The sequence below is a fragment of the Arthrobacter globiformis genome, from assembly GCF_030818015.1.
Classification (GTDB): domain Bacteria; phylum Actinomycetota; class Actinomycetes; order Actinomycetales; family Micrococcaceae; genus Arthrobacter; species Arthrobacter globiformis_C.
On record NZ_JAUSZX010000001.1, the window covers coordinates 1,564,903 to 1,583,939 of the forward strand.

The 19,037-nt window shown below is 68.2% G+C and carries 19 protein-coding genes; 10 read left to right on the top strand and 9 right to left on the bottom strand.

From position 1 onward, the window contains the following. Positions 1-21: 21 nt before the first annotated feature. From galK to QFZ23_RS07270, 3 genes are read right to left on the bottom strand one after another with little or no spacing between them, the layout of a single operon-like run. Entirely contained in the window at positions 22-1,179 is a 1,158-nt protein-coding gene (gene galK, locus QFZ23_RS07260; RefSeq protein ID WP_306921680.1) for a galactokinase, read from the bottom strand. Continuing rightward, positions 1,176-2,354: a galactose-1-phosphate uridylyltransferase gene (gene galT / locus QFZ23_RS07265; RefSeq protein ID WP_306921683.1), complete on the bottom strand. Its 1,179-nt coding sequence runs from the start codon at positions 2,352-2,354 to the stop codon at positions 1,176-1,178. Before galT ends, galK begins: the two co-directional genes overlap by 4 nt. Beyond that, positions 2,351-3,301: a DeoR/GlpR family DNA-binding transcription regulator gene (locus tag QFZ23_RS07270; protein WP_306921684.1), complete on the bottom strand. Its 951-nt coding sequence runs from the start codon at positions 3,299-3,301 to the stop codon at positions 2,351-2,353. The genes galT and QFZ23_RS07270 overlap by 4 nt, the downstream gene beginning before the upstream one ends. Before the next feature lie 184 nt (positions 3,302-3,485). Here QFZ23_RS07270 and QFZ23_RS07275 point away from each other — a divergent pair, with 184 nt between their 5' ends. The 4 genes from QFZ23_RS07275 to QFZ23_RS07290 all read left to right on the top strand — a co-directional run bounded on the left by QFZ23_RS07275 (position 3,486) and on the right by QFZ23_RS07290 (position 7,795). After that, positions 3,486-4,481: an aldose 1-epimerase family protein gene (locus tag QFZ23_RS07275; protein ID WP_306921685.1), complete on the top strand. Its 996-nt coding sequence runs from the start codon at positions 3,486-3,488 to the stop codon at positions 4,479-4,481. An 84-nt stretch (positions 4,482-4,565) separates the two neighbouring features. Beyond that, positions 4,566-5,939: an AI-2E family transporter gene (locus QFZ23_RS07280; RefSeq protein ID WP_306921687.1), complete on the top strand. Its 1,374-nt coding sequence runs from the start codon at positions 4,566-4,568 to the stop codon at positions 5,937-5,939. A gap of 3 nt (positions 5,940-5,942) precedes the next feature. Continuing rightward, a complete protein-coding gene (gene ilvA / locus QFZ23_RS07285; RefSeq protein WP_306921689.1) occupies positions 5,943-7,181 on the top strand; it encodes a threonine ammonia-lyase in 1,239 nt (412 codons plus the stop codon). Positions 7,182-7,189: 8 nt separating this feature from the next. Continuing rightward, positions 7,190-7,795 carry a rhomboid family intramembrane serine protease gene (locus QFZ23_RS07290; RefSeq protein ID WP_306921691.1) on the top strand — a complete coding sequence of 202 codons (606 nt, stop codon included), beginning with the start codon at positions 7,190-7,192 and terminating at the stop codon, positions 7,793-7,795. Positions 7,796-7,906: 111 nt separating this feature from the next. Here QFZ23_RS07290 and greA read toward each other — a convergent pair whose 3' ends face one another. After that, a complete protein-coding gene (gene greA, locus QFZ23_RS07295; RefSeq protein ID WP_306921693.1) occupies positions 7,907-8,401 on the bottom strand; it encodes a transcription elongation factor GreA in 495 nt (164 codons plus the stop codon). A gap of 194 nt (positions 8,402-8,595) precedes the next feature. Continuing rightward, positions 8,596-9,075 carry a DUF4307 domain-containing protein gene (locus tag QFZ23_RS07300; protein WP_306921695.1) on the bottom strand — a complete coding sequence of 160 codons (480 nt, stop codon included), beginning with the start codon at positions 9,073-9,075 and terminating at the stop codon, positions 8,596-8,598. Positions 9,076-9,159: 84 nt separating this feature from the next. Between QFZ23_RS07300 and mca the strand changes: the two genes are divergently transcribed. The 3 genes from mca (at position 9,160) to QFZ23_RS07315 (ending at position 12,655) form a co-directional block, all read left to right on the top strand. Continuing rightward, complete coding sequence (mca, locus tag QFZ23_RS07305) at positions 9,160-10,065, top strand: mycothiol conjugate amidase Mca (protein ID WP_306921696.1); 906 nt, start codon at positions 9,160-9,162, stop codon at positions 10,063-10,065. A 135-nt stretch (positions 10,066-10,200) separates the two neighbouring features. Then, positions 10,201-10,479: a hypothetical protein gene (locus QFZ23_RS07310; RefSeq protein WP_306921698.1), complete on the top strand. Its 279-nt coding sequence runs from the start codon at positions 10,201-10,203 to the stop codon at positions 10,477-10,479. Beyond that, the gene (locus QFZ23_RS07315) at positions 10,442-12,655 is read left to right on the top strand and encodes a thioredoxin domain-containing protein (RefSeq protein ID WP_306921700.1); all 2,214 of its coding nucleotides are present in this window, start codon (positions 10,442-10,444) and stop codon (positions 12,653-12,655) included. The genes QFZ23_RS07310 and QFZ23_RS07315 overlap by 38 nt, the downstream gene beginning before the upstream one ends. Here the strand turns inward: QFZ23_RS07315 and trhA are convergent. Then, a complete protein-coding gene (trhA, locus tag QFZ23_RS07320; protein ID WP_306926726.1) occupies positions 12,636-13,277 on the bottom strand; it encodes a PAQR family membrane homeostasis protein TrhA in 642 nt (213 codons plus the stop codon). The two genes, QFZ23_RS07315 and trhA, sit on opposite strands and share 20 nt — an antisense overlap. Before the next feature lie 254 nt (positions 13,278-13,531). Here trhA and QFZ23_RS07325 point away from each other — a divergent pair, with 254 nt between their 5' ends. After that, the gene (locus QFZ23_RS07325; protein ID WP_306926727.1) at positions 13,532-14,293 is read left to right on the top strand and encodes an isoprenyl transferase; all 762 of its coding nucleotides are present in this window, start codon (positions 13,532-13,534) and stop codon (positions 14,291-14,293) included. Positions 14,294-14,562: 269 nt separating this feature from the next. Then, positions 14,563-15,999, top strand: a complete 1,437-nt coding sequence (locus QFZ23_RS07330) for a PhoH family protein (RefSeq protein WP_306921702.1) — start codon at positions 14,563-14,565, stop codon at positions 15,997-15,999. Between the two features lie 103 nt (positions 16,000-16,102). Here QFZ23_RS07330 and QFZ23_RS07335 read toward each other — a convergent pair whose 3' ends face one another. From QFZ23_RS07335 to QFZ23_RS07345, 3 genes are all read right to left on the bottom strand, one after another. Further along, entirely contained in the window at positions 16,103-16,771 is a 669-nt protein-coding gene (locus QFZ23_RS07335; protein ID WP_306921704.1) for a GNAT family N-acetyltransferase, read from the bottom strand. A 73-nt stretch (positions 16,772-16,844) separates the two neighbouring features. Further along, on the bottom strand, positions 16,845-17,402 hold the full coding sequence (locus QFZ23_RS07340; RefSeq protein WP_306921706.1) for a hypothetical protein: 558 nt from the start codon (positions 17,400-17,402) through the stop codon (positions 16,845-16,847). Positions 17,403-17,467: 65 nt separating this feature from the next. Beyond that, positions 17,468-18,250, bottom strand: a complete 783-nt coding sequence (locus QFZ23_RS07345) for a hypothetical protein (RefSeq protein WP_306921707.1) — start codon at positions 18,248-18,250, stop codon at positions 17,468-17,470. A gap of 59 nt (positions 18,251-18,309) precedes the next feature. Here QFZ23_RS07345 and QFZ23_RS07350 point away from each other — a divergent pair, with 59 nt between their 5' ends. After that, complete coding sequence (locus QFZ23_RS07350) at positions 18,310-18,861, top strand: prepilin peptidase (protein ID WP_306921709.1); 552 nt, start codon at positions 18,310-18,312, stop codon at positions 18,859-18,861. Positions 18,862-19,037 lie beyond the last annotated feature (176 nt).

A 19,037-nucleotide genomic window follows, 5' to 3' on the forward strand; every position in this document is an offset into this window, starting at 1 on the left:
CCCGTGGCCATGCATTAACAGCTACGCCAGCCGCATTGCCCCGGCCGCCGGGGTGACCGTGAAGATGTCCGGCGCGGTGTACCCCGCCTCCGCGAAGGCCCGTACGACGGCGGTACGCACTTTCTGTTCCTCGCTCACCGGGGTCAGGGCGATGGCGGCGCCGCCGAAACCGCCGCCGGTCATCCGTGCGCCGATGGCGCCGTTGGCCCGGGAGGTATCGACGGCGAGATCCAGTTCGGCGCACGAGATCTCAAAGTCGTCGCGCATGGACGCATGGCTGGCGTCGAGCAGGTCGCCGATCGCCGACGGGCCCTGTTGCCCGAGGAGTTCCACGGTTTGCAGTACGCGGTCGTTCTCGGTGACGACGTGCCGGACGCGGCGGAAGGTGACCTCGTCCAGCAGCCCGCTGGCCTCCTCCAGATCGCCCGGGGTGACGTCCCGGAGCGCCTTGACGGCCAGCACTTCGGCGCCCAGTTCGCAGGACGCCCGGCGCGACGCGTAGCCGCCGTCGGCATGGGAATGGGACACCTTGGTGTCGATGACCAGCAGGACAAGGCCGGCCGCCTCGGCCTCGAAGGGGACCAGTTGGACACTCTGGTCCCGGCAGTCCAGGAACACAGCGTGGCCCTTCGAGCCGCGCAGCGAGGCGGACTGGTCCATGATGCCCGTCGGTGCGCCGACAAAGTCGTTCTCCGCACGCTGGGTGGCCAGCACCATGTCCTCCGGGCCCATGCCTGCTCCGGTGAGGTCGTTCAGTGCCGAGATCACCGCGCATTCAATGGCGTGCGAAGAGGACAGCCCGGCGCCGAGGGGCACGTCGGAGTCCAGCAGCAGGTCCAGGCCCGGGACGTCGATGCCGCGCTGCTGCAGGGACCAGATGACGCCCAACGGGTACTTGGTCCAGCCCTTGGCCGTCCCGGCCTCCAGCGAAGCTGTGTCCGCCGTCGTGACTCCCTGGTCGCCGTAGGTCGAGAGCAGCCGAATGGCGGAACCGGGGCGGACCGCCACGGCCACCCGGGCGGTCCGGTCGATGGCGAACGGCAGCACGAAGCCCTCGTTGTAGTCCGTGTGCTCGCCGATCAGGTTGACCCGGCCGGGAGCCTGCCACACGCCGTCGGGCTGGCGGCCGAATGCGGCGAAGAACCGGGCCTCGAGGTCGGTGGTGGCGGGGGCGGTCATGCGTGGGCTCCTTCGATGAGGTCTGGTTCAATAAGGCCCGGCGCGGCCGGAGCGAGCGCCTCGGCCGGGGATGCCGGAACGGTGACCGAGCGGAGCCGCTCAGCCACCTGTTCGGGGGTGGTGTCGTTGATGAAGGCACCCATGGCCGCCTCGGAGCCGGCCAGGAACTTGAGCTTGTCCGCCGCGCGGCGAGGGGAGGTCAGCTGCAGGTGGAGGTAGCTTGCGGGGCGCAGCAGGTCATCCACCGGGGCCTGGTGCCAGGCGGAAATGTAGGGCGTCGGGGTGGGGTAGAGGGCGTCGAGGCGCTTGAGCAGGTCGAGGTAGACGTGGGCCAGTTCGTCCTTCTCCTCCCCGGTCAGCCCGGCCAGGTCCGGGACCTGGCGGTGCGGCACGAGGTGGATCTCCAGGGGCCACCGGGCCGCGAACGGAACATACGCGCTGAAGCTGTCGCTTTCCAGCACCATCCGGCTGCCGTCCTCCCCTTCAGAGCGCAGCAGCGAGCCGGTCAGCGTTTGCCGCCCCCCGGCGTCGTCATAAAACCTGCGCGCGGCCGCGCCCATGACGGCGGCGCGCGGCGTGACGTAGGGGTAGGCGTAGATCTGGCCGTGCGGGTGGTGCAGGGTGACGCCGATGTCCGCGCCGCGGTTCTCGAACGGGAAAACCTGCTTGATGCCGGGCAGCGCGCTGAGGGCTGCCGTCCGGTGCGCCCAGGCCTCCACCACCGTGCGGGCACGGGTTTCGCTCAGGCCGCTGAACGATCCCGTGTGCTCCGGGGTGAAGGTGACCACCTCGCAGCGCCCGAAGGCAGGGCCCGTGGTGCCCCAGCCCGGGTTGGCGGGGACCGGTCCCAGGGCCGGGCCCAGGGAGGGAAAGCGGTTCTCGAACACCACGACGTCGTAGTCCGGCGCGGGGATCTCCGACGGGTTGGCGTCTGTGGTGGGGCAGATGGGGCACTGGTCCGCCGGCGGCAGGTGGGTGCGCGTCTGCCGGTGCGCGGCCACTGCCACCCATTCGCCGGTCAGTGCGTCATACCGGACTTCGCCGGGCTCCCCGCGGGGCGGGAGGTCCCGGCGGTCCTGCGCCTCTTCGATGGTCCGCGGGCGGCTTGAGCCGGCGTCGTCGAAGTAGAGCAGTTCGCGGCCGTCCGCGAGGTGGGTGCTGGTGATGTGGGTCATGCGTCATTTCCTTTGAACGCGGTAGCCGGCGTCTGGCCGTCCGGGAGGCTGGTGGGCTGGGCGGGGAGGGGGTCGTTGTGAGGGGTGGGCAGCAGCTCAGGGCGTTCCCAGCCTTGGGAACGCCCTGAGCTGCTACCCAGTTGGGAGGCGGGGGCAGCAGTTAGGCGCGCCAGCCGCAGTTCGCCGACGGACTGCCGGAGCAGCTCCTCGGCGGCAGGGCCGGCGGACCCCGTGCTGATCCGGTCGTCGGTGATGAGGGTGCCGACGGCAGACAGCGGGGCGATCCCGGCGAGCCCCACGGTCCCGTACTTGGTGGCGTCCGCGAGCACTGCCAGCTGGTCCGATGCCGTGATCATGGCGGCGTTGACCTCGGACTCGAGCAGGTTCGGCGAGGTGATGCCGGCCTTCGGGTCGAAGCCGTGCACGCCCATGAAGCACACGTCGGCGTGAAGGTTGTCCAGGGCGTGCACTGCCACCGGGCCAACAAGGGCCTCGGACGGTGTGCGCTGACCGCCCAGGATCACGGTGCGGATGCCGCCGTCACCGGCCGCCGCCAGGGCGTTGGCCACCATGAGGGAGTTGGTGGCCACCGTGAGCCCGAGATCCCGGGGGAGCAGCCGCGCCAGCTCATGGGTGGTGGTGCCGCCGGAAACCAGCAGGGTCATGCCGGGGCGGAGCAGCGTGAGCGCCTCCTCGGCGATGGCCCGTTTCGCGTCAGCTTCCCGGGCCGACTTTGCGCCGAAGCCCGGTTCGAGGGCGCTGGACGCGGCGGCGCGTGTGGCGCCGCCGTGAACCCGCAGCAGCAGGCCTTCGGCGTCGAGCGCGTCGATGTCGCGCCGGACGGTCATCTCGGAGACACGGAGCAGGTCCGCGAGTGCCGCGACGCGGACCGTCCCTTCGGAATCGAGCTCCTGGAGGATGAGGTGCTGCCGCTGTGTTGCGAGCACGTCGCTCCTCCTTTCCTTGCGGGCTCAGTGCCTGCTCCGGCGGCTGTGGGCCCGGTCACTACTTGTGGCTGTTTCCATTGTGCCACAAAGCGATCAAAAACAAATACTTTCTAACAAAAGATAACAATAGATGGTCGTGGCGGGCGGTGCATGTGCAGTGGTGCGTGCGTTGTACGGTAGGTCCATGACTTCCGGCGCCCCTTCCGAAACCAGCCATTCCTCCAAGTCCAACCATGCCCCGACGGCCAGTGATCCCCACACGACTTCGAGGCGCTACGCCACGGGCAGGCAGTACGAGCTGAGGCGGGGCGACGCGCTCGCCGTGGTCACCGAGCTCGCTGGCGGGCTGCGGTGGTACAGTCGCGGGGACGTCCAGCTGACGGAGTCCTACGGGGATTCCGAGATTCCGCCCGGCGCCACGGGTATCACCCTGGCGCCCTGGGCGAACAGGGTGGAGGGCGGCGTCTGGCACCTGAACGGCAAGAAGCAGCAGCTGGACATCACCGAGGTTTCCAAAAACAACGCAAGCCACGGGCTGCTGCGCAATGCGTCGTACTCACTCGTCGCCGAATCCGAGTTTGCCGTGACGCTCGAGGCGCCAGTATTCCCCCAGCACGGCTATCCCTTCCTGGTGCGGCACCGCGTGGAGTACTCCCTGGCCGAGGACCTGGGCCTGGAGGTGCGGCAAACGCTGGTCAACGATTCCGAGACCGAGGCGCCGTTCGTGCTGGGGGCGCACCCGTACCTCCGGATCGGCGATGTTCCCTCCGAGGAGCTCACCCTGACGGTGGATGCCGCAACGCGGCTGGTGGCTGACGAGCGGCTCATCCCGCGCAGCTCCGAACCCGTGTCGGCGGACAGCGACCTGCGGCGGGGGAGGACGGTGGGGGACTTGGATCTCGACGCCGCCTTGACGGATCTGGCGTTCGACGGCGGGATTGCCCGCCACACGCTGACCGCGCCGGACGGCCGCAGCGTCAGCCTGTGGCAGGACGAGACCTGCCCGTTCGTCCACGTGTTTGTCAGCCGCATCTACCCGGGCCGGGCCGCGGCTGTGGCACTGGAACCGATGACAGGGCCGGCGAACGCCTTTAACTCGGGGGACAGCCTCCGCTGGCTGGCGCCCGGGGACTCGTTCACCATTACGTGGGGCATCCGCGCTGACCTGAGCGGTGCCTGAGAGAGCAGTACCCCCAACCCGAGTAGTGCACAGTCGGGCCGTGGCGCGTTTCCCATAGCAGGGCGGCTAGGGAAGTATTGGGCTATGACGCCAGCAAAGGACGCCACAGCAGACGACGCAGCCAACACGAGCGCCGGCGACACAGGCAGCGCCACAGGAGTCGCCCTGCCACACGGACGCGGTTCATTTGGGCATCCCCAGCCGCGGCGCGTCCGGACCGACCGGGACCTCGAGCAGGACATTCCCTACGGCATCCGCATTGCTGCGGCATGGGCCTGGCGGCTAGGCCTGATCCTGCTCATCATCGGCGCCCTGGTCTGGCTGCTGGCGAAGGTCAGCTTCCTCATCATTCCCGTCATGGTGGCGGCACTGCTGGCCGGCCTGCTGAGCCCCGTGGTGCAATGGCTGCGGGAGTCGCGCATCCCCAACGGCGCCGCCGTCGCGATCACGGTCCTTGGCTTCATCGGACTCATCGCAGGCTCCCTTGCCCTCGTAGGCAGGCAGCTGGCCCTCGGTTTCCAGGAGCTGTGGAGTGAGGCCTTGACCGGAGTCCAGCAGATCCAGGACTGGCTGGCCCAGGGGCCCCTTCACCTGACGGCCGCGCAGATCGACCAGTACATCCAGGAGGCCGCGGCAGCGCTGCAGAACAACAGCAGCAGCATCCTCAGTGGCGCCCTGTCCTTCGGGAGCACGGCCGGACATTTCGCGGCGGGACTGGTCCTGGCGCTGTTCATCCTGATCTTCTTCCTCCTGGAAGGCAGCCGCATTTGGGCGTTCCTGGTCCGGCTCCTGCCGCGGCAGGCCAGGATCCCCGCCGACGGCGCCGGGCGGCGCGGGTGGGCGTCCATGGTCAGCTACGCGCGGATCCAGATGTTCGTGGCCTTCGTGGATGCCGTGGGCATCGGCGTGGGCGCCGCGATCATCGGTGTTCCGCTGGCGCTGCCGCTGGGGGTGCTGGTCTTCATTGGCTCCTTCATCCCCGTGGTCGGTGCACTCGTGACGGGCGCCATCGCGGTGCTGCTCGCCCTGGTGGCCAACGGCCCGGTCAACGCCCTGATCATGCTGGGCATCGTGCTGCTGGTGCAGCAGCTGGAAAGCCACATCCTGCAGCCGCTGGTCATGGGCAAGGCCGTTGCCCTGCACCCGGTGGCCGTGATCATGTCCGTTGCCGCCGGTTCCTACCTCGCCGGCATCCCCGGGGCGCTGTTCTCGGTCCCCATCCTGGCCGTAGCAAACTCGGCGATTCGGTATATTGCTGCCAGAACGTGGGAACATGAAATTGTGCCGGCTGCCGCGGGTACTGCAGGCCTGCCCCCTGCCGATGAGGACAACACCTTCAAGGAAGTCCGGCTGCCGGGCCCGCAGTCTGGCCGTGGCAACGCTGCCGGCACATCACACGGCGCCCCGGGCGGCAAAGCCGCCCCCGGCGCCGACGTCGAATCACCCAAAGGAGAATAGTTCGTGAACACCCCTGAAAGCCTTCCCGTCACGCTGGACGATGTCCTTGAGGCGCAGAAGCTGCTGGACGGGATTATTACGCGGACCCCGGTGGAGTCGTCCCGGGCCCTGGGCGGCATGGTGGGCGGCGAGGTCTACTTCAAGTGCGAGAACCTGCAGCGCGCCGGCTCCTTTAAGGTACGCGGCGCGTACGTGCGGATGGCGCGTCTCTCCGAAGCGGAAAAGAAGCGCGGCGTGGTGGCGGCCTCCGCAGGCAACCACGCCCAGGGTGTGGCCGTCGCCGCCAAGAGCCTGGGCATCAAGGCCCGGATCTACATGCCACTCGGGGTCGCGCTGCCCAAGCTCGCCGCCACGCGCAGCCACGGCGCCGAGGTAGTCCTGCACGGGCACAACGTGGATGAGGCCCTGGCCGAGGCCCAGCGCTACGCCGACGACACCGGAGCCGTGTTCGTCCACCCCTTCGACAATGTGGACGTGGTGGCCGGCCAGGGCACCCTCGGCCTGGAGATCCTCGAACAGGTGCCCAACGTCGACACCATCCTGATGGGGGTCGGCGGCGGAGGCCTGCTCGCCGGAGTCGCCGTGGCCGTCAAGGCCCGCGCGAAGGAACTCGGCCGCGAAATCCGCATCATCGGCGTGCAGGCAGAAAACGCTGCCGCGTACCCGCCGTCGCTGGCAGCGGACGCCCTGGTGCCGCTCAAGAAGGTTTCCACCATGGCCGACGGCATCGCCGTGGGCCGGCCCGGGCAGCTGCCGTTCAGCATCATCCGCGAACTGGTGGACGACGTGGTTACCGTCAGCGAAGACTCGCTGGCGCGGGCCCTGATCTTCCTGCTGGAACGCGCCAAGATGGTGGTGGAGCCCGCAGGTGCCGTGGGCGTGGCTGCCCTCATGGACGGCAAGATCGAGAACCCGGGAACCACCGCCGTCGTCCTGTCCGGCGGCAACATCGACCCCATGCTGATGCTCAAGGTGATCCAGCGCGGCCTTTCCGCCGCCGGCCGGTACATGACCGTGCGGATGATGCTCGATGACCGGCCGGGCTCGCTGGCCACCATCGCCCGCATCATCGCCGAGAACGACGCCAACGTGACCGGCCTGGACCACACCCGCGTGGGCGGATCCATCAGCATGGGCGACGTCTCCATCACCGTGAACCTGGAGACCAAGGGCCACGAACACGGCGAACAGGTCCTCGGCGCCCTGCGCGCGGAGGGCTTCCAGCCAATCGTGGTGCACTAGGAACCGCGGTGCTGGACAGTCCGGAAGAGGCGCCCGCCACCAGGGAAACGGCTGCCGCCCGTGCCAAGGGCGGACTGCTGGTGGTGGGATCCTTTGTGGTGCTGCTGTTCGCCATCGAGCTGCTGAACACGGTGCTGCTGCACTCGCTGAACGGCGTCTTCGGGCTCAGGCCCAGAAGCGCCGACGGCATCCTTGACGTGTTCACCTTCCCGCTGCTGCACGCCAACGTTAACCACGTGCTGTCCAATGCGCTGCCGCTGATCATCTTTGGGTTCCTGGTGTTTCTGTCCGGGATCCGGGTGTTCCTCACGGCCGTTGCCTGCAGCTGGCTGGGCTCCGGGCTGGCCGTCTGGCTGTTTGGCGCCGGCGGGGTCACCGTGGGTTCGTCCGGCCTGGTCTTCGGTCTCTTCGCGTTTCTCCTGGTGCGTGGGTTTTTCAATCGCAGCTGGTGGCAGATCCTGCTCTCAGTGGTGCTGTTCATGGCCTACGGCAGCATCCTTTTCGGGATCATTCCGAACATGGCTGGGTACGTGTCCTGGCAGGCCCATCTCGGCGGCGCCGCAGGCGGCGTCCTGGCCGCTGTCGTGCTGCGGGCACGGGCGTCCCGCCGCTGATCGGCGTTAGCGGCGTGCGCTACTTCGGCGATTTAAAGCACGACGCCGGCCGTCCCCGGAACGGGGGAGGCCGGCGTCGTGCGTTTGCTGCGACCGCGGACGGAGGCGGTGTTAGCCCGAGTAGGGCTTGGCGGAAATGATCTCCACCGGGATGTCCTTGCCGTTGGGGGCGGTGTAGCTGAGCTTGTCGCCCTCCTTGTGGCCCATGATCGTGGCACCGAGCGGGGACTTCTCGCTGAAGACGTCCAGGTCGGAGTCGCCGGCGATTTCGCGGGAGCCGAGCAGGAAGGTCTCCTCGTCACCGGCGATGCGGGCGACGACGATCATGCCCGGCTCGACGATTCCGTCGTCGGCCGGTGCCTCGCCGACGTGCGCGTCGCGGAGCAGGACGGTCAGCTGGCGGATGCGGGCCTCGATCTTGCCCTGCTCTTCCTTCGCAGCGTGGTACCCGCCGTTCTCCTTGAGGTCTCCCTCCTGACGGGCAGCGTCGATCTTCTGGACGATTTCCGCACGGCCGGGGCCGGAAAGATGGTCCAGCTCTGCCTTCAGGCGGTCAAAAGCTTCCTGGGTAAGCCAAGCTGCAGGCGCGCTGTTAGTGGTAGACACGGACTTCTCCTCTAGTGGGTGTACAAGCGGTCTTACAAACAAAGACCCCGCCACGGTGGCCACCTGTGGAACTCAGTAACCATCTCAGCGGGGTAAAGGTATTGATTCATTGTAGTCAATCCTGTGGAGTAAACCCAACAACCAAGCGGCGTGGGTCACATACCCTTTTTCTGGTGCGCGTTTTCCTGTTGGCCCTAGGAAGCCGCGGGCTTCGGAATCCAGCAGTTGTCCACGACGCCCGAGACGGCCTGCGATTCGGTGCGAAGGACAACACGCTGGGCGAGGGTGCGCCCGCCGTCGGCACTCTGGCCCTGCGCCTCATGCGCTTCCTGCTCCACCGGCGGAATATCGACCACCTTCCAGCCGACAACTGCGAACTTGGAATCGAGCGCCTTGATTGCGCACTTGACGGCCGTGCCAGGTTCCCTCGTCACTTGGAAGTCCACCTCGGCCTGCGTGGCATCCGTGGTCCGGTAGCCGATGTCCTTGAACGTTACCGACGCCGTGGCATTGGATGTGGAGACCCAGGCCAGAAAGCCCATCCCGATTGCCAGGGCAACGATAACGGCCCAACGCCTGGCCTTTCGGGACAGCCTGCGCTTTGGACGGCCATAGCGATTGGCTAGGCTAATGTCTGCAGGCTGGGCAGTGCCCGACTTGTCCTCGGTAGTCACCCTTCCAGTTTAGTGGCGATCACCCGGGGAAATATCCGGCGTCAGCATTGCAGTCAGTCCCAGGAGAAAGAGGAGCAGTCCCAGATGACAGCGTCCACCAGCCAGTCGTCCACGCTTCGCCTGCTGGCAGTCCACGCCCACCCGGATGACGAATCCAGCAAGGGCGCAGCCACCATGGCCATGTATGCCGCGGCCGGTGTGGACGTTATGGTCGCGACCTGCACTGACGGCTCGCGCGGTGACATCCAGAACCCGGCCATGGAGGCCGAGCCCCATCCGAAGCGGGACATGGCAGGCGCCCGCCGGCTCGAAATGAAGGAGGCCGCCCGGCTGCTGGGCATCCGGCAGCGCTGGCTGGGCTTCGTGGACTCCGGGCTTCCCGAGGGAGATCCGCTCCCGCCGCTGCCCGCCGGGTGCTTCGCGCTGCAGCCCCTGGAGCGGGCAGCGGCCCCGCTCGTCCGGCTGGTCCGGGACTTCAAGCCGCACGTCATCGTCAGCTATGACGAAAACGGCGGCTACCCGCACCCGGACCACATCATGGCGCACCGGGTCGCGGTGGAGGCCTTCGAAGCCGCAGGCGACCCTGCTCGGTATCCGGGCACCGGCGAGGCCTGGGAGCCGAGCAAGCTCTACTACGACCGTGCCTTCAGCCCGGAACGCTTCCGTGCCCTGCACTTTGCGCTGGAGGAGGCCGGGCTCCAGTCGCCCTATGCCCAGCGCCTTGCCGCCTGGCTTGAGGCCGACGCCGAAGGGCACACCTCGCCGCCGCCCACGCACGAAACCACCACCCAGGTGGACTGCGGCGACTTCTTCGAAGCCCGCGACAACGCCCTCCGGGCCCACCGCACCCAGGTGGACCCGCTCGGCTTCTTCTTCGCCGTGTCGGCGGAGATGCAGGCGCGCGTCTGGCCCTGGGAGGACTACACGCTGATCCAATCCAAGGTGTCCTCTGAGCTGCCGGAAAAGGACCTCTTCGCGGGGCTAAGATAGAGACAAGAGACATTTTCTATCCCGCGTAGAAGACCCCGCGTAGAAGACCGTGCGGCGGCCGGAACGGCCGCGGCGCGCGCGTACCAACGGGCCGGACGTTAGCCCGGCGGCCCCAGCCTTGAGAAGGTTTGAACAGTGCACCAGTTGCTCATCGCCCTGGCATCGTCCCCGGCACCCTCGCCGTCGCTGCGCCCCGGCCTGTCCCAGGACCAGGTCACCCCCGGCCTGCTGGGATTCCTGCTGACCGCCTTCATCGTGGTGCTTACCGCGCTGCTGATCGTGGACATGGTGCGCCGCATCCGCCGCGTGCGGTACCGCGCCCAGGTGGAAGAAGAACGCCAGGCTGCCGCCGAGGCGGCTGACATTGCCCGCGACGATGCCACCAACGGCAATGCAGGCCGCGCCGACACCTGACCCCGGATCGGGGCAGCCCGCACCAGGGCAGCCCGGGCCGGGGGAGCGCAATGCCCTCGGCGCGGAACCCTCTGCCTACCTGCGCCAGCACGCCGGCAACCCGGTGCACTGGCAACCGTTCGGGGACGCCGCCTTTGCGAGAGCCGCGTCCCGGGACGTCCCCGTGTTCCTGTCCATCGGCTACGCCGCCTGCCACTGGTGCCACGTCATGGCCCGCGAATCCTTCGAGGACCAGGCCACCGCTGACTACCTGAACAGCCACTTCGTCGCAGTCAAGGTGGACCGTGAGGAGCGCCCGGACGTCGATTCCGTCTACATGGCCGCCACGCAGGCCATCAGCGGCGAGGGCGGCTGGCCCATGTCCGTCTTCCTGACCCCAGGCGGCCTGGCCTTCCATGCCGGCACCTACTTCCCGCCCCGGCCCATGCCGGGGCGTCCCTCCCTCCGCCAGGTCCTCGAGGCCGTGTATGAGGCCTGGACGGAACGCCGTGACGCCGTGGAAGAGAACGCCCGCTCCCTCGCACAGAACATGGGCCAGGTGCAGCTCGCGGCGGCCGTGGACGTGTCCCGCCCGCCGGAACTGCTCGACGCCGGACTGCTGCCCGCCGCCGTGCGCTCCCTGGCCGGGTCCGAAGACCCCGACGACGGCGGGTTCGGCACCGCCCCCAAGTTCCCGCCGTCGGCCGTTCTGGAGTTCCTGGTCCGGCACGCCGCGGTGCCCTCGGAAACTGCCGAGGAGGCAAGGGAGATGGCCGGACGCACCCTCGCGGCCATGGCCCGCTCTGCTCTCTTCGACCAGCTCGACGGCGGCTTCGCCCGGTATTCGGTGACGCGCGACTGGTCCGTTCCGCACTTCGAGAAGATGCTGTACGACAACGCCCAGTTGCTGCGCGTCTACGTGCACTGGATCAGGCTGGGCGGAACGGCCGGGTTCCCGGCAGCCGAGGCCGCGGACATCGCGTCGCGGACCGCCGACTGGCTGCTCTCCGGGCTCGGGCTGCCGGATGGGGGACTGGCGTCCTCGCTGGATGCCGACTCCGTGGTGGACGGGGAGCACCACGAAGGGGCGAGCTATCTCTGGACCCCCGATGAGCTGGAGCGGGTGCTCGGTGCGGAGGACGCCGCTGCTGTCGCCTGGATGATGAACGTCGGCACCCGGGGAACCGTCTCGGAGCTCGGCTCGCCACTGCACCCGGGACGGGCGCTGGACGGTGACGAGGCGCGGCTCTGGTCGCAGGTGAGGCACCGCCTTCAGGAAACCAGGGCACGCCGGCCGCAGCCCGAGCGGGACGAGAAGGTGGTGGCGGGCTGGAACGGGCTTGCCGTGGCCGCACTCGCGGAGGCCGGGGCAGTTCTGGACCGGCCGGACCTCGTGGCGGCCGCCGTCCGGATCGCCGGCTATCTGGAACGGGTCCACTGGCAGCCGGATACGGGGCAGCAGGATACGGGGCAGCCGGTTACAGGGGAGCTGGTCCGCGTGTCGCATGGCGGCGCGGCGAGGGGGATCGGCGGCCTGCTTGAGGACTATGCGTTCTGCGCCGACGGCTTCCTGGCGCTGTACTCGGCCACAGGCGATCCATGCTGGTACGCACTGGCCGAGGCGCTGATCCAGGCGGCGCGCACCCGGTTCGTGGACGACGGCAGGCTCGCCGATTCCGCCGGGGAATCGGAGCAGGTGGTCAGCGCCCAGGGCGGAAAGCCGGGACTGAACCCCTTTGACGACGCCACTCCCAGCGGCGCGGCCGCCTTTGCCGGCGTCCTGCTGAGCTATGCCGCCCTGTCCGGCTCGGCGGAACACCGGATCATGGCCAGTAACATCCTGTCACTGGTGCCCCCGCTCGCAACGCGTGCACCGCGCGTGGCGGGCTGGCTGCTGGCCACAGCGCAGGCCGCGCTGGCGGGACCGCTGGAGGCCGCCGTCGTCGGACCTGCCGGTCCCGAACGGGACGCCCTGCACCGCGCGCTGCTGCTGTCCCCGAGCCCGGGGCTGGTGGTGGCGGTCGGGGAAGCTGAGACGGACGACGGCGGGAAGCCGGCCGACGTGCCGCTGCTGCGGCAAAGGCCGGCCGGGTCCGGCGGTGCGCCGCTCGTCTACGTCTGCCGTGGCATGGTCTGCGACCGGCCCGCGGCGACCGTTGTGGAGGCGCTGGAACGCGTCAGCTCAGCACTGCGATGAGGATGGCCACGAAGTGCGCGGCAAAAGCCAGCACCGTGAAAGCGTGGAAAAGCTCGTGGAAGCCGAAATGCCGGTAGCTGAAGTTGGGCTTCTTGAGGGCGTAGAACACGGCCCCGGCGATGTACAGCGCCCCGCCCACACAGATGAGCAGGGTCGCCGGGACGCTCGCCGCGAAGAAGGCGGGCAGGTAGAACAGGGACCCGCAGCCGAGACCGATGTAGATGGGCACGTACAGCCAGCGGGGTGCGTCGGTCCAGAGCAGCCGGAACAGGACACCCAGGATCGCGGCGGACCAGATCAGCCAGAGCAAGAACACCGCCGTCGGTCTGTCCAGCAGGCTCCACGCGAGCGGCGTGTAGCTGCCGGCAATGACCAGCATGATGTTGGTGTGGTCCAGCCGTTTGAGGACGCGCTTGACGCCGGGGGACCAGTTGCCGCGGTGATACACCGCGCTCACGCCGAACAGCAGCACGCCGGTGAGCGCGTAGATGGCGGACGTGATCTTGCGGTCCGCGGTGGGAGCCACCGCGACAAGGGCAATCCCGGCAGCCAGGGCGAACGGCGCGGTGACCGTGTGGATCCACCCCCGCCACTGGGGCTTGATCGTCAGCAGTTCCGCGATGCGTTCCGCGGCGTCGTCCACGGCGGTGGGTTCTGCCCTCGACGGCTCCGGTCCGCCGTCCGGGGCGTTGTTTTTCATGTCATCCAGAATAATCTACGGTTCAGTAAGTTACTCCCCGGTAACGTGACATTTGCCGGGTTGTTGCGGCTCGTTCGGGGGGTTCCGGGCGGCCGCCTGCGCGCGGCGGCCGCCTCCGGGCGGTAGCCTAGGACTTGCAGAAAAGTCGCACAGCAGGAAGTCAGGTGAATCTCCGGATGGAATGGCCCGGGTTCCTCTACGGCTTCTATGAGCGTAAGCTTCTGCGCTCCCTGGAGCCGGAACGGATCCCCCGCCACATCGGCGTCATGGTGGACGGCAACCGGCGCTGGGCCCGGCAGTTCAATGCCCCCACCAGTCAGGGCCACCAGGCCGGCGCAGACAAGATCCATGAATTCCTCGGCTGGTGCCAGGAGCTGGGCGTCCGGGTGGTCACCCTGTACATGCTCTCCACGGACAACATGAGCCGTTCCGGCGAGGAGCTTGACCTGCTCATGGGCATCATCGCCAACACGCTGGACCGGCTCGACGAGGACGCCGACATTTCGGTCCACGCCATGGGCGCCCCGGAGCTGCTCCCGGACTACCTCGCGGAACGGCTGACCAAGCTCACCGCCAGGACGCCGGTGCGCGAGAAACTCCACGTGAACGTGGCCGTCGGCTATGGCGGCCGGCGCGAGATCGTAGACGCGGTACGCGAGTTGCTGCACGATGCCGTGGCGCACAAGGCGGACATCAGTGAACTCGCCGACTCCCTGAGCGTGGAGGATATCTCCCGCTTCCTCTACACCCGCGGCCAGCCTGATCCGGACCTGGTGATCAGGACCTCCGGCGAGCAGCGGCTCTCAGGCTTCCTGATGTGGCAAAGTGCCTACAGCGAGTTCTACTTCTGCGAGGCCCTTTGGCCGGCCTTCCGGAAGGTGGATTTCCTTCGCGCCCTGCGCGACTACGCCGGCAGGCAGCGCCGCTTCGGTTCCTAGCCTTTTCGGCGTCGGTGGCAGCCCTTCGGGCCGCCGCCGTTCACTCCGAATTCACACACCGGCAACAGGAATCGCCGGAACAAGACGTTGGAAATTAGTTCGCGGCGATTTACGTTAAACCCATCAGCAGGCAAACCGCCGGCTGATCGGGGAGGCCAGTACATGGAGCGATTCTTCGCACCCGTTGTATGGGAGGCCGGATCCGGCCTCGTGGCCGAGCCGCCTCACCAATAACAATTCCGGGCATGTGCCCCGGGGCTGGAGTCGATGTGGCTATTTCTGAACAACTGCCCGACGTCATCACGGACAAGGGTGAGAAGGCTACCTCTCGCGCCAAGCGAGCCAATTCAAAGACCGGTGCGGACACGAAAGACGCCGCAGCCGGTCTTGCTGTTTCCAGCCCACGGACTGAATCCCAGCCATCAGTCTCCACTTTCGTCATCGATACCTCCGTGCTGCTCTCCGACCCCCGCGCCCTGCTGCGGTTCGCGGAGCACGAAGTCATTGTGCCGATCGTGGTGATCACCGAACTTGAAGGGAAGCGGCATGACCCCGAACTCGGCTACTTTGCACGGAAGGCGCTCCGGCTCCTTGATGACCTTCGCATCCAGCACGGCGGGCTGAACAGGCCCATCCCGCTGGGCGACGCCGGCGGTACGCTCATGATCGAGATGAACCACATCTCGGCCGAAGTCCTGCCGGCCGGGTTCCGTGCCGGGGACAACGACAGCCGAATCCTCGCCGTCGCCAAGAACCTCTCCAACGAGGGGCGCAATGTCACCGTGGTGTCCAAAGACCTCCCCATGCGGGTCAAGGCCTCGGCCATGGGCCTGCTGGCCGACGAATACCGCAACGAGCTCGTCAAGGATTCCGGGTGGACCGGCGTCGCGGAGATCGACGCCAGCGACGAGGAGATCTCCACGCTGTACGGCCACGAGCCGGTCTTCATCCCGGCGGCTGCCGAGATGCCGGTCAACACCGGCCTGGTGCTGCTCAGCAGCCGGGGCTCGGCCCTGGGCCGCGTCGGCGCCGACAAGCAGGTCCGCCTGGTCAGGGGGGACCGCGACGTTTTCGGCCTCCACGGGCGCTCCGCGGAGCAGCGGCTCGCCATCGACCTGCTGATGGACCCCGCGGTGGGCATCGTGTCCATGGGCGGCCGTGCGGGCACCGGTAAGTCGGCGCTTGCCCTGTGTGCCGGCCTGGAAGCGGTACTGGAACGCCGCGAGCACCGCAAGGTGATCGTGTTCCGCCCACTCTTCGCCGTGGGCGGCCAGGAGCTCGGTTACCTGCCGGGCTCGGAAGCGGAAAAGATGAACCCCTGGGCGCAGGCGGTTTTCGACACCCTGGGCGCTCTCGTGAGCCAGGAAGTCGTGGAGGAAGTCATGGACCGCGGCATGCTGGAGGTCATGCCGCTGACCCACATCCGCGGACGCTCCCTGCACGACGCCTTCGTGATCGTGGACGAAGCACAGTCCCTCGAAAAGAACGTTCTGCTCACCGTCATGAGCCGGATCGGGCAGAACTCGAAGATCGTCCTCACCCACGACGTTGCCCAGCGCGACAACCTCCGGGTAGGACGGCATGACGGCATCGCAGCCGTCGTCGAAACCCTGAAGGGCCACCCGCTCTTCGGCCACATCACCCTCACCCGGTCCGAACGCTCGCCCATCGCGGCGCTCGTCACGGACCTGCTCGAGGGGGCGTAAGGGCGACGGGGCGCCGGGCCGTGGCCGGGTTCGCCGGGCCACGGCCCTTCGCCGCTTGCGTTTGGGGCCACGCCCACCGGGTTCCCCGGCCGAGCTTGCGAGGTTAGGGGGTGGGTGGGGAGCCCGCGATCCCCAGGAGGAACTTGGCCGTGGGTTCGTGGCCGTCCACCTGGAGTTTCCAATCGGGGCGGCGGAACCCTTCCGGCGTGAGGCGGACCCGTTGGACAGATTCCTGCTTGCCGCCCGAGGACGTGCGGGTAACGCCGTTCAGTTCGTAGCCCAGCGATCGGGAGACGCCCAGCGATGCGGCGTTCCAGTCGGCGGCTTCGGATTCGCAGACTTCGGCGCCAAGCCAGTCAAAGGCGTAAAACGCGACGGCGGCCCGCATCTCCCTGCCGTAGCCGCGGCCCTGGGCGCTCCTCCGCAGCCATGATCCGGTGGTGACCGTGCGGAGAACCGAAAAGTCCCGCGCTGCGATGTCCTGGCAGCCGAGGAAGGTGCCGTCGTGCCAGATGCCCAGCGTCAGTGTCCAGGAGTTTGGTGTGCAGGCGGCGCGGCACTGCCAGTACCAGCGGGCCATGTTCGGTCCCAGCTCGTCGGCGGGAACCGCGGTCCAAGGTGTGCTGAACGGATTGCGGCCCTGGTCGTGGATGCCGCTGGCAGCCGCTTCAACAGCCGCGGGGATGTGGTCGTCGCGCAGTGGGCGCAGCGTGAGCCGGGGAGTGGCCAGCGTGAGCGCGAACGGAGGCCACACGGAGATCAGCTCGGTCATGCCGGAAGCCTAGCCGATGGACGCGCCACAAGTGTCCGCAGCCGCGCGCCCGCCTATACCGGGACCGCCGCTGTCAGCTGGTGTGGTGCGACAGGCCGAGGGACAGCCGGGTGTTGCCGGGCCCCTCCAGCACCAGGGCGATCGCCTGGTTGGGAAGCTCGAAGACCATGGTGGCGTCGAGCGAATCGCCTTGCCGGAGCTGCGAGTGGGCAGGTGACGTCCACAGCGGATGAATGCTGTTGGCGCCCAGCCCTTTTACCGCGAACTGCGACGTGTCCAGCGTGATGCCCTCGCCTTCCAGGGCCGTGAACTGCACCAGTATCCGCACCCGGTGGGTCCCCGCGGACGGGCCCTCGTCCAGCACCTGGACGCGTTCCGGCGGAAGCCAGCCGTCCTTTTCCAGCGGGATGATGCCGTTGACCCGGGCCGTTCCGCCGGGGATCACCGCACTGGCGCCCAGGGGAGTGCTGGCCTCCGGCTTGGCGGTGAGGAAGAGATATCCCAGCACGAGCCCCAGGGCGCAGAGCAGGGAGAGCGGGATCAGCAGCAACTTCCTGCGGCGCCGGGTACCGGTCCTGAAGGTGACGGCCGCGTCAGGTGGCGTCGATACGTCTGGAGCCGTGGTTGACATGGCACGAGTCTGCGGCCGGCAGGTTGGAAAAAGCCTGCGTAGACCCCCGCATTCCGGGTGCCCTGTCAGGCCGGGTTGGGCCGCAACGGCCACTGGATGTGCTCACGCACATCGGTGAGGTTCATCGGCTCGGCCACGAAAAGATCGTCCAGCATGTACTCATCCACGGCCAGAATCCGGATGCGGTGCCCGGGAAGCTGCCCCTCGCCGTCGACCGGTTCGGCGGCCACGCACACGCCGGTTCCGGCATCGACTCGGATCCTGGTCCGGCCGGGGCCGCAGAGGGGCGCTGCCGGATCCAGAGGCCGGTACCCGGGGTTCGGCGAGACCACAGTTTCCAGCGCGGGACGGCCTTCGTGCGTCACCTGTTGAACCGGCTCCAGCACCTCGACGGCGTTCGCGTTGGGGAACTCCAGCGGTACCGGGGCGTTGCCCGCCAGCTCCACCGGATCCAGTGCAGCAGCGAACCGGCCGTTTCCGAATGAGGGTTCGCCGTACGCGGCTTCCGGACGGCGCCGCACCAGCCCGCCGTCGTCGTAGACGGGCGTCACCAGATGTGCAGGAAGAAGCCACGACTTGCGGGTGGCGCTGATGTACAGGCCGTCGCGGGAGTCGTTGATACCGGTGGTGCTGCCGAGCAAGGTGCCGTCGCCGGACTCCAGCCGGAGCGCGCCGGGGCGGCGCAGCCAGGCGCGGACGGTGCCGCTGCCGGGAGTTTCGGTGTATTCGAAGCGCAGGGACTGCCATTTCCACGGGGACGAGCGGCACAGGTTGCGAAAGGATGCGGCCGACGTGGGCGTCGCACCGCCGCCGTGTTCCTGCCGGTGTTTGGCGTCCCAGGTCCCCATATCCACAGTTTACGCGCGGCTCCCAGCGGCAGGCCGGGCGAATCCAGTAGCATCCGAGAGTGATCCAACGACTTGGCGAATTATGGGAAGCAGCACCGCCGGCATTCTGGCTGCTGCTGGCGGCGTGCGCCTACTTCGCTGTGATGGCGGTTCGGCTCACGGTCGTCGACGTCCGGCACCACCTCCTGCCGAACCGGATTGTCTTCCCCTCCTATGGCATTGCCGGTGTGCTGTTACTGGGGGCTGTGCTCGCCCTCGCAGCGGCGGAACCGTCCGGACTGCCCGACGGCGCGGCCCGCCTTTTCGGCGTGCCCGCGCTGAGGATTGCGGCCGGGGGAGCTGTGCTGTGGCTCTTCTACTTCGTGCTGCGGGTGGTGTACCCGCCCGGCATGGGGTTTGGGGACGTGAAACTCGCCGGCGTCCTGGGGCTGTACCTGGGCTACCTCGGCTGGCCGCACGTTTTCGCGGGGACGTTCGCGGCGTTCCTGCTCGGCGGCCTCTGGAGCATCGGCCTGCTGGCTCTGCGGCGCGGGACCCTCAAGTCGGCCATTCCGTTCGGGCCGTTCATGCTGGCCGGGGCGGCCGCGGCGATGGTCCTGCTGCCCGCCTGACCAGCAACCCAACCACAGCGCGAGCGGACACTTGGGGCCCCAACCACAGCGCGAGCGGACACTTGGGGCCCCGAGGCACACGCCGCGGGGCCCTCGGTCGAGCCAAGCGGCAGGTCGGCGGCGCTGGCCGGCCAACTCGCGGTCGTCGTCCTTAAGCTGGCGGCGTCCCTGATCGC

Coding starts and splice junctions, on each gene's coding strand:
- mca (WP_306921696.1), top strand. CDS start 9,160: ATGACAGCGTCCACCAGCCAGTCGTCCACGCTTCGCCTGCTGGCAGTC.
- QFZ23_RS07280 (WP_306921687.1), top strand. CDS start 4,566: ATGACGCCAGCAAAGGACGCCACAGCAGACGACGCAGCCAACACGAGC.
- QFZ23_RS07325 (WP_306926727.1), top strand. CDS start 13,532: ATGGAATGGCCCGGGTTCCTCTACGGCTTCTATGAGCGTAAGCTTCTG.
- QFZ23_RS07340 (WP_306921706.1), bottom strand. CDS start 17,402: ATGTCAACCACGGCTCCAGACGTATCGACGCCACCTGACGCGGCCGTC.
- QFZ23_RS07275 (WP_306921685.1), top strand. CDS start 3,486: ATGACTTCCGGCGCCCCTTCCGAAACCAGCCATTCCTCCAAGTCCAAC.
- galK (WP_306921680.1), bottom strand. CDS start 1,179: ATGACCGCCCCCGCCACCACCGACCTCGAGGCCCGGTTCTTCGCCGCA.
- QFZ23_RS07315 (WP_306921700.1), top strand. CDS start 10,442: ATGCCACCAACGGCAATGCAGGCCGCGCCGACACCTGACCCCGGATCG.
- QFZ23_RS07335 (WP_306921704.1), bottom strand. CDS start 16,771: ATGACCGAGCTGATCTCCGTGTGGCCTCCGTTCGCGCTCACGCTGGCC.
- QFZ23_RS07345 (WP_306921707.1), bottom strand. CDS start 18,250: ATGGGGACCTGGGACGCCAAACACCGGCAGGAACACGGCGGCGGTGCG.
- galT (WP_306921683.1), bottom strand. CDS start 2,354: ATGACCCACATCACCAGCACCCACCTCGCGGACGGCCGCGAACTGCTC.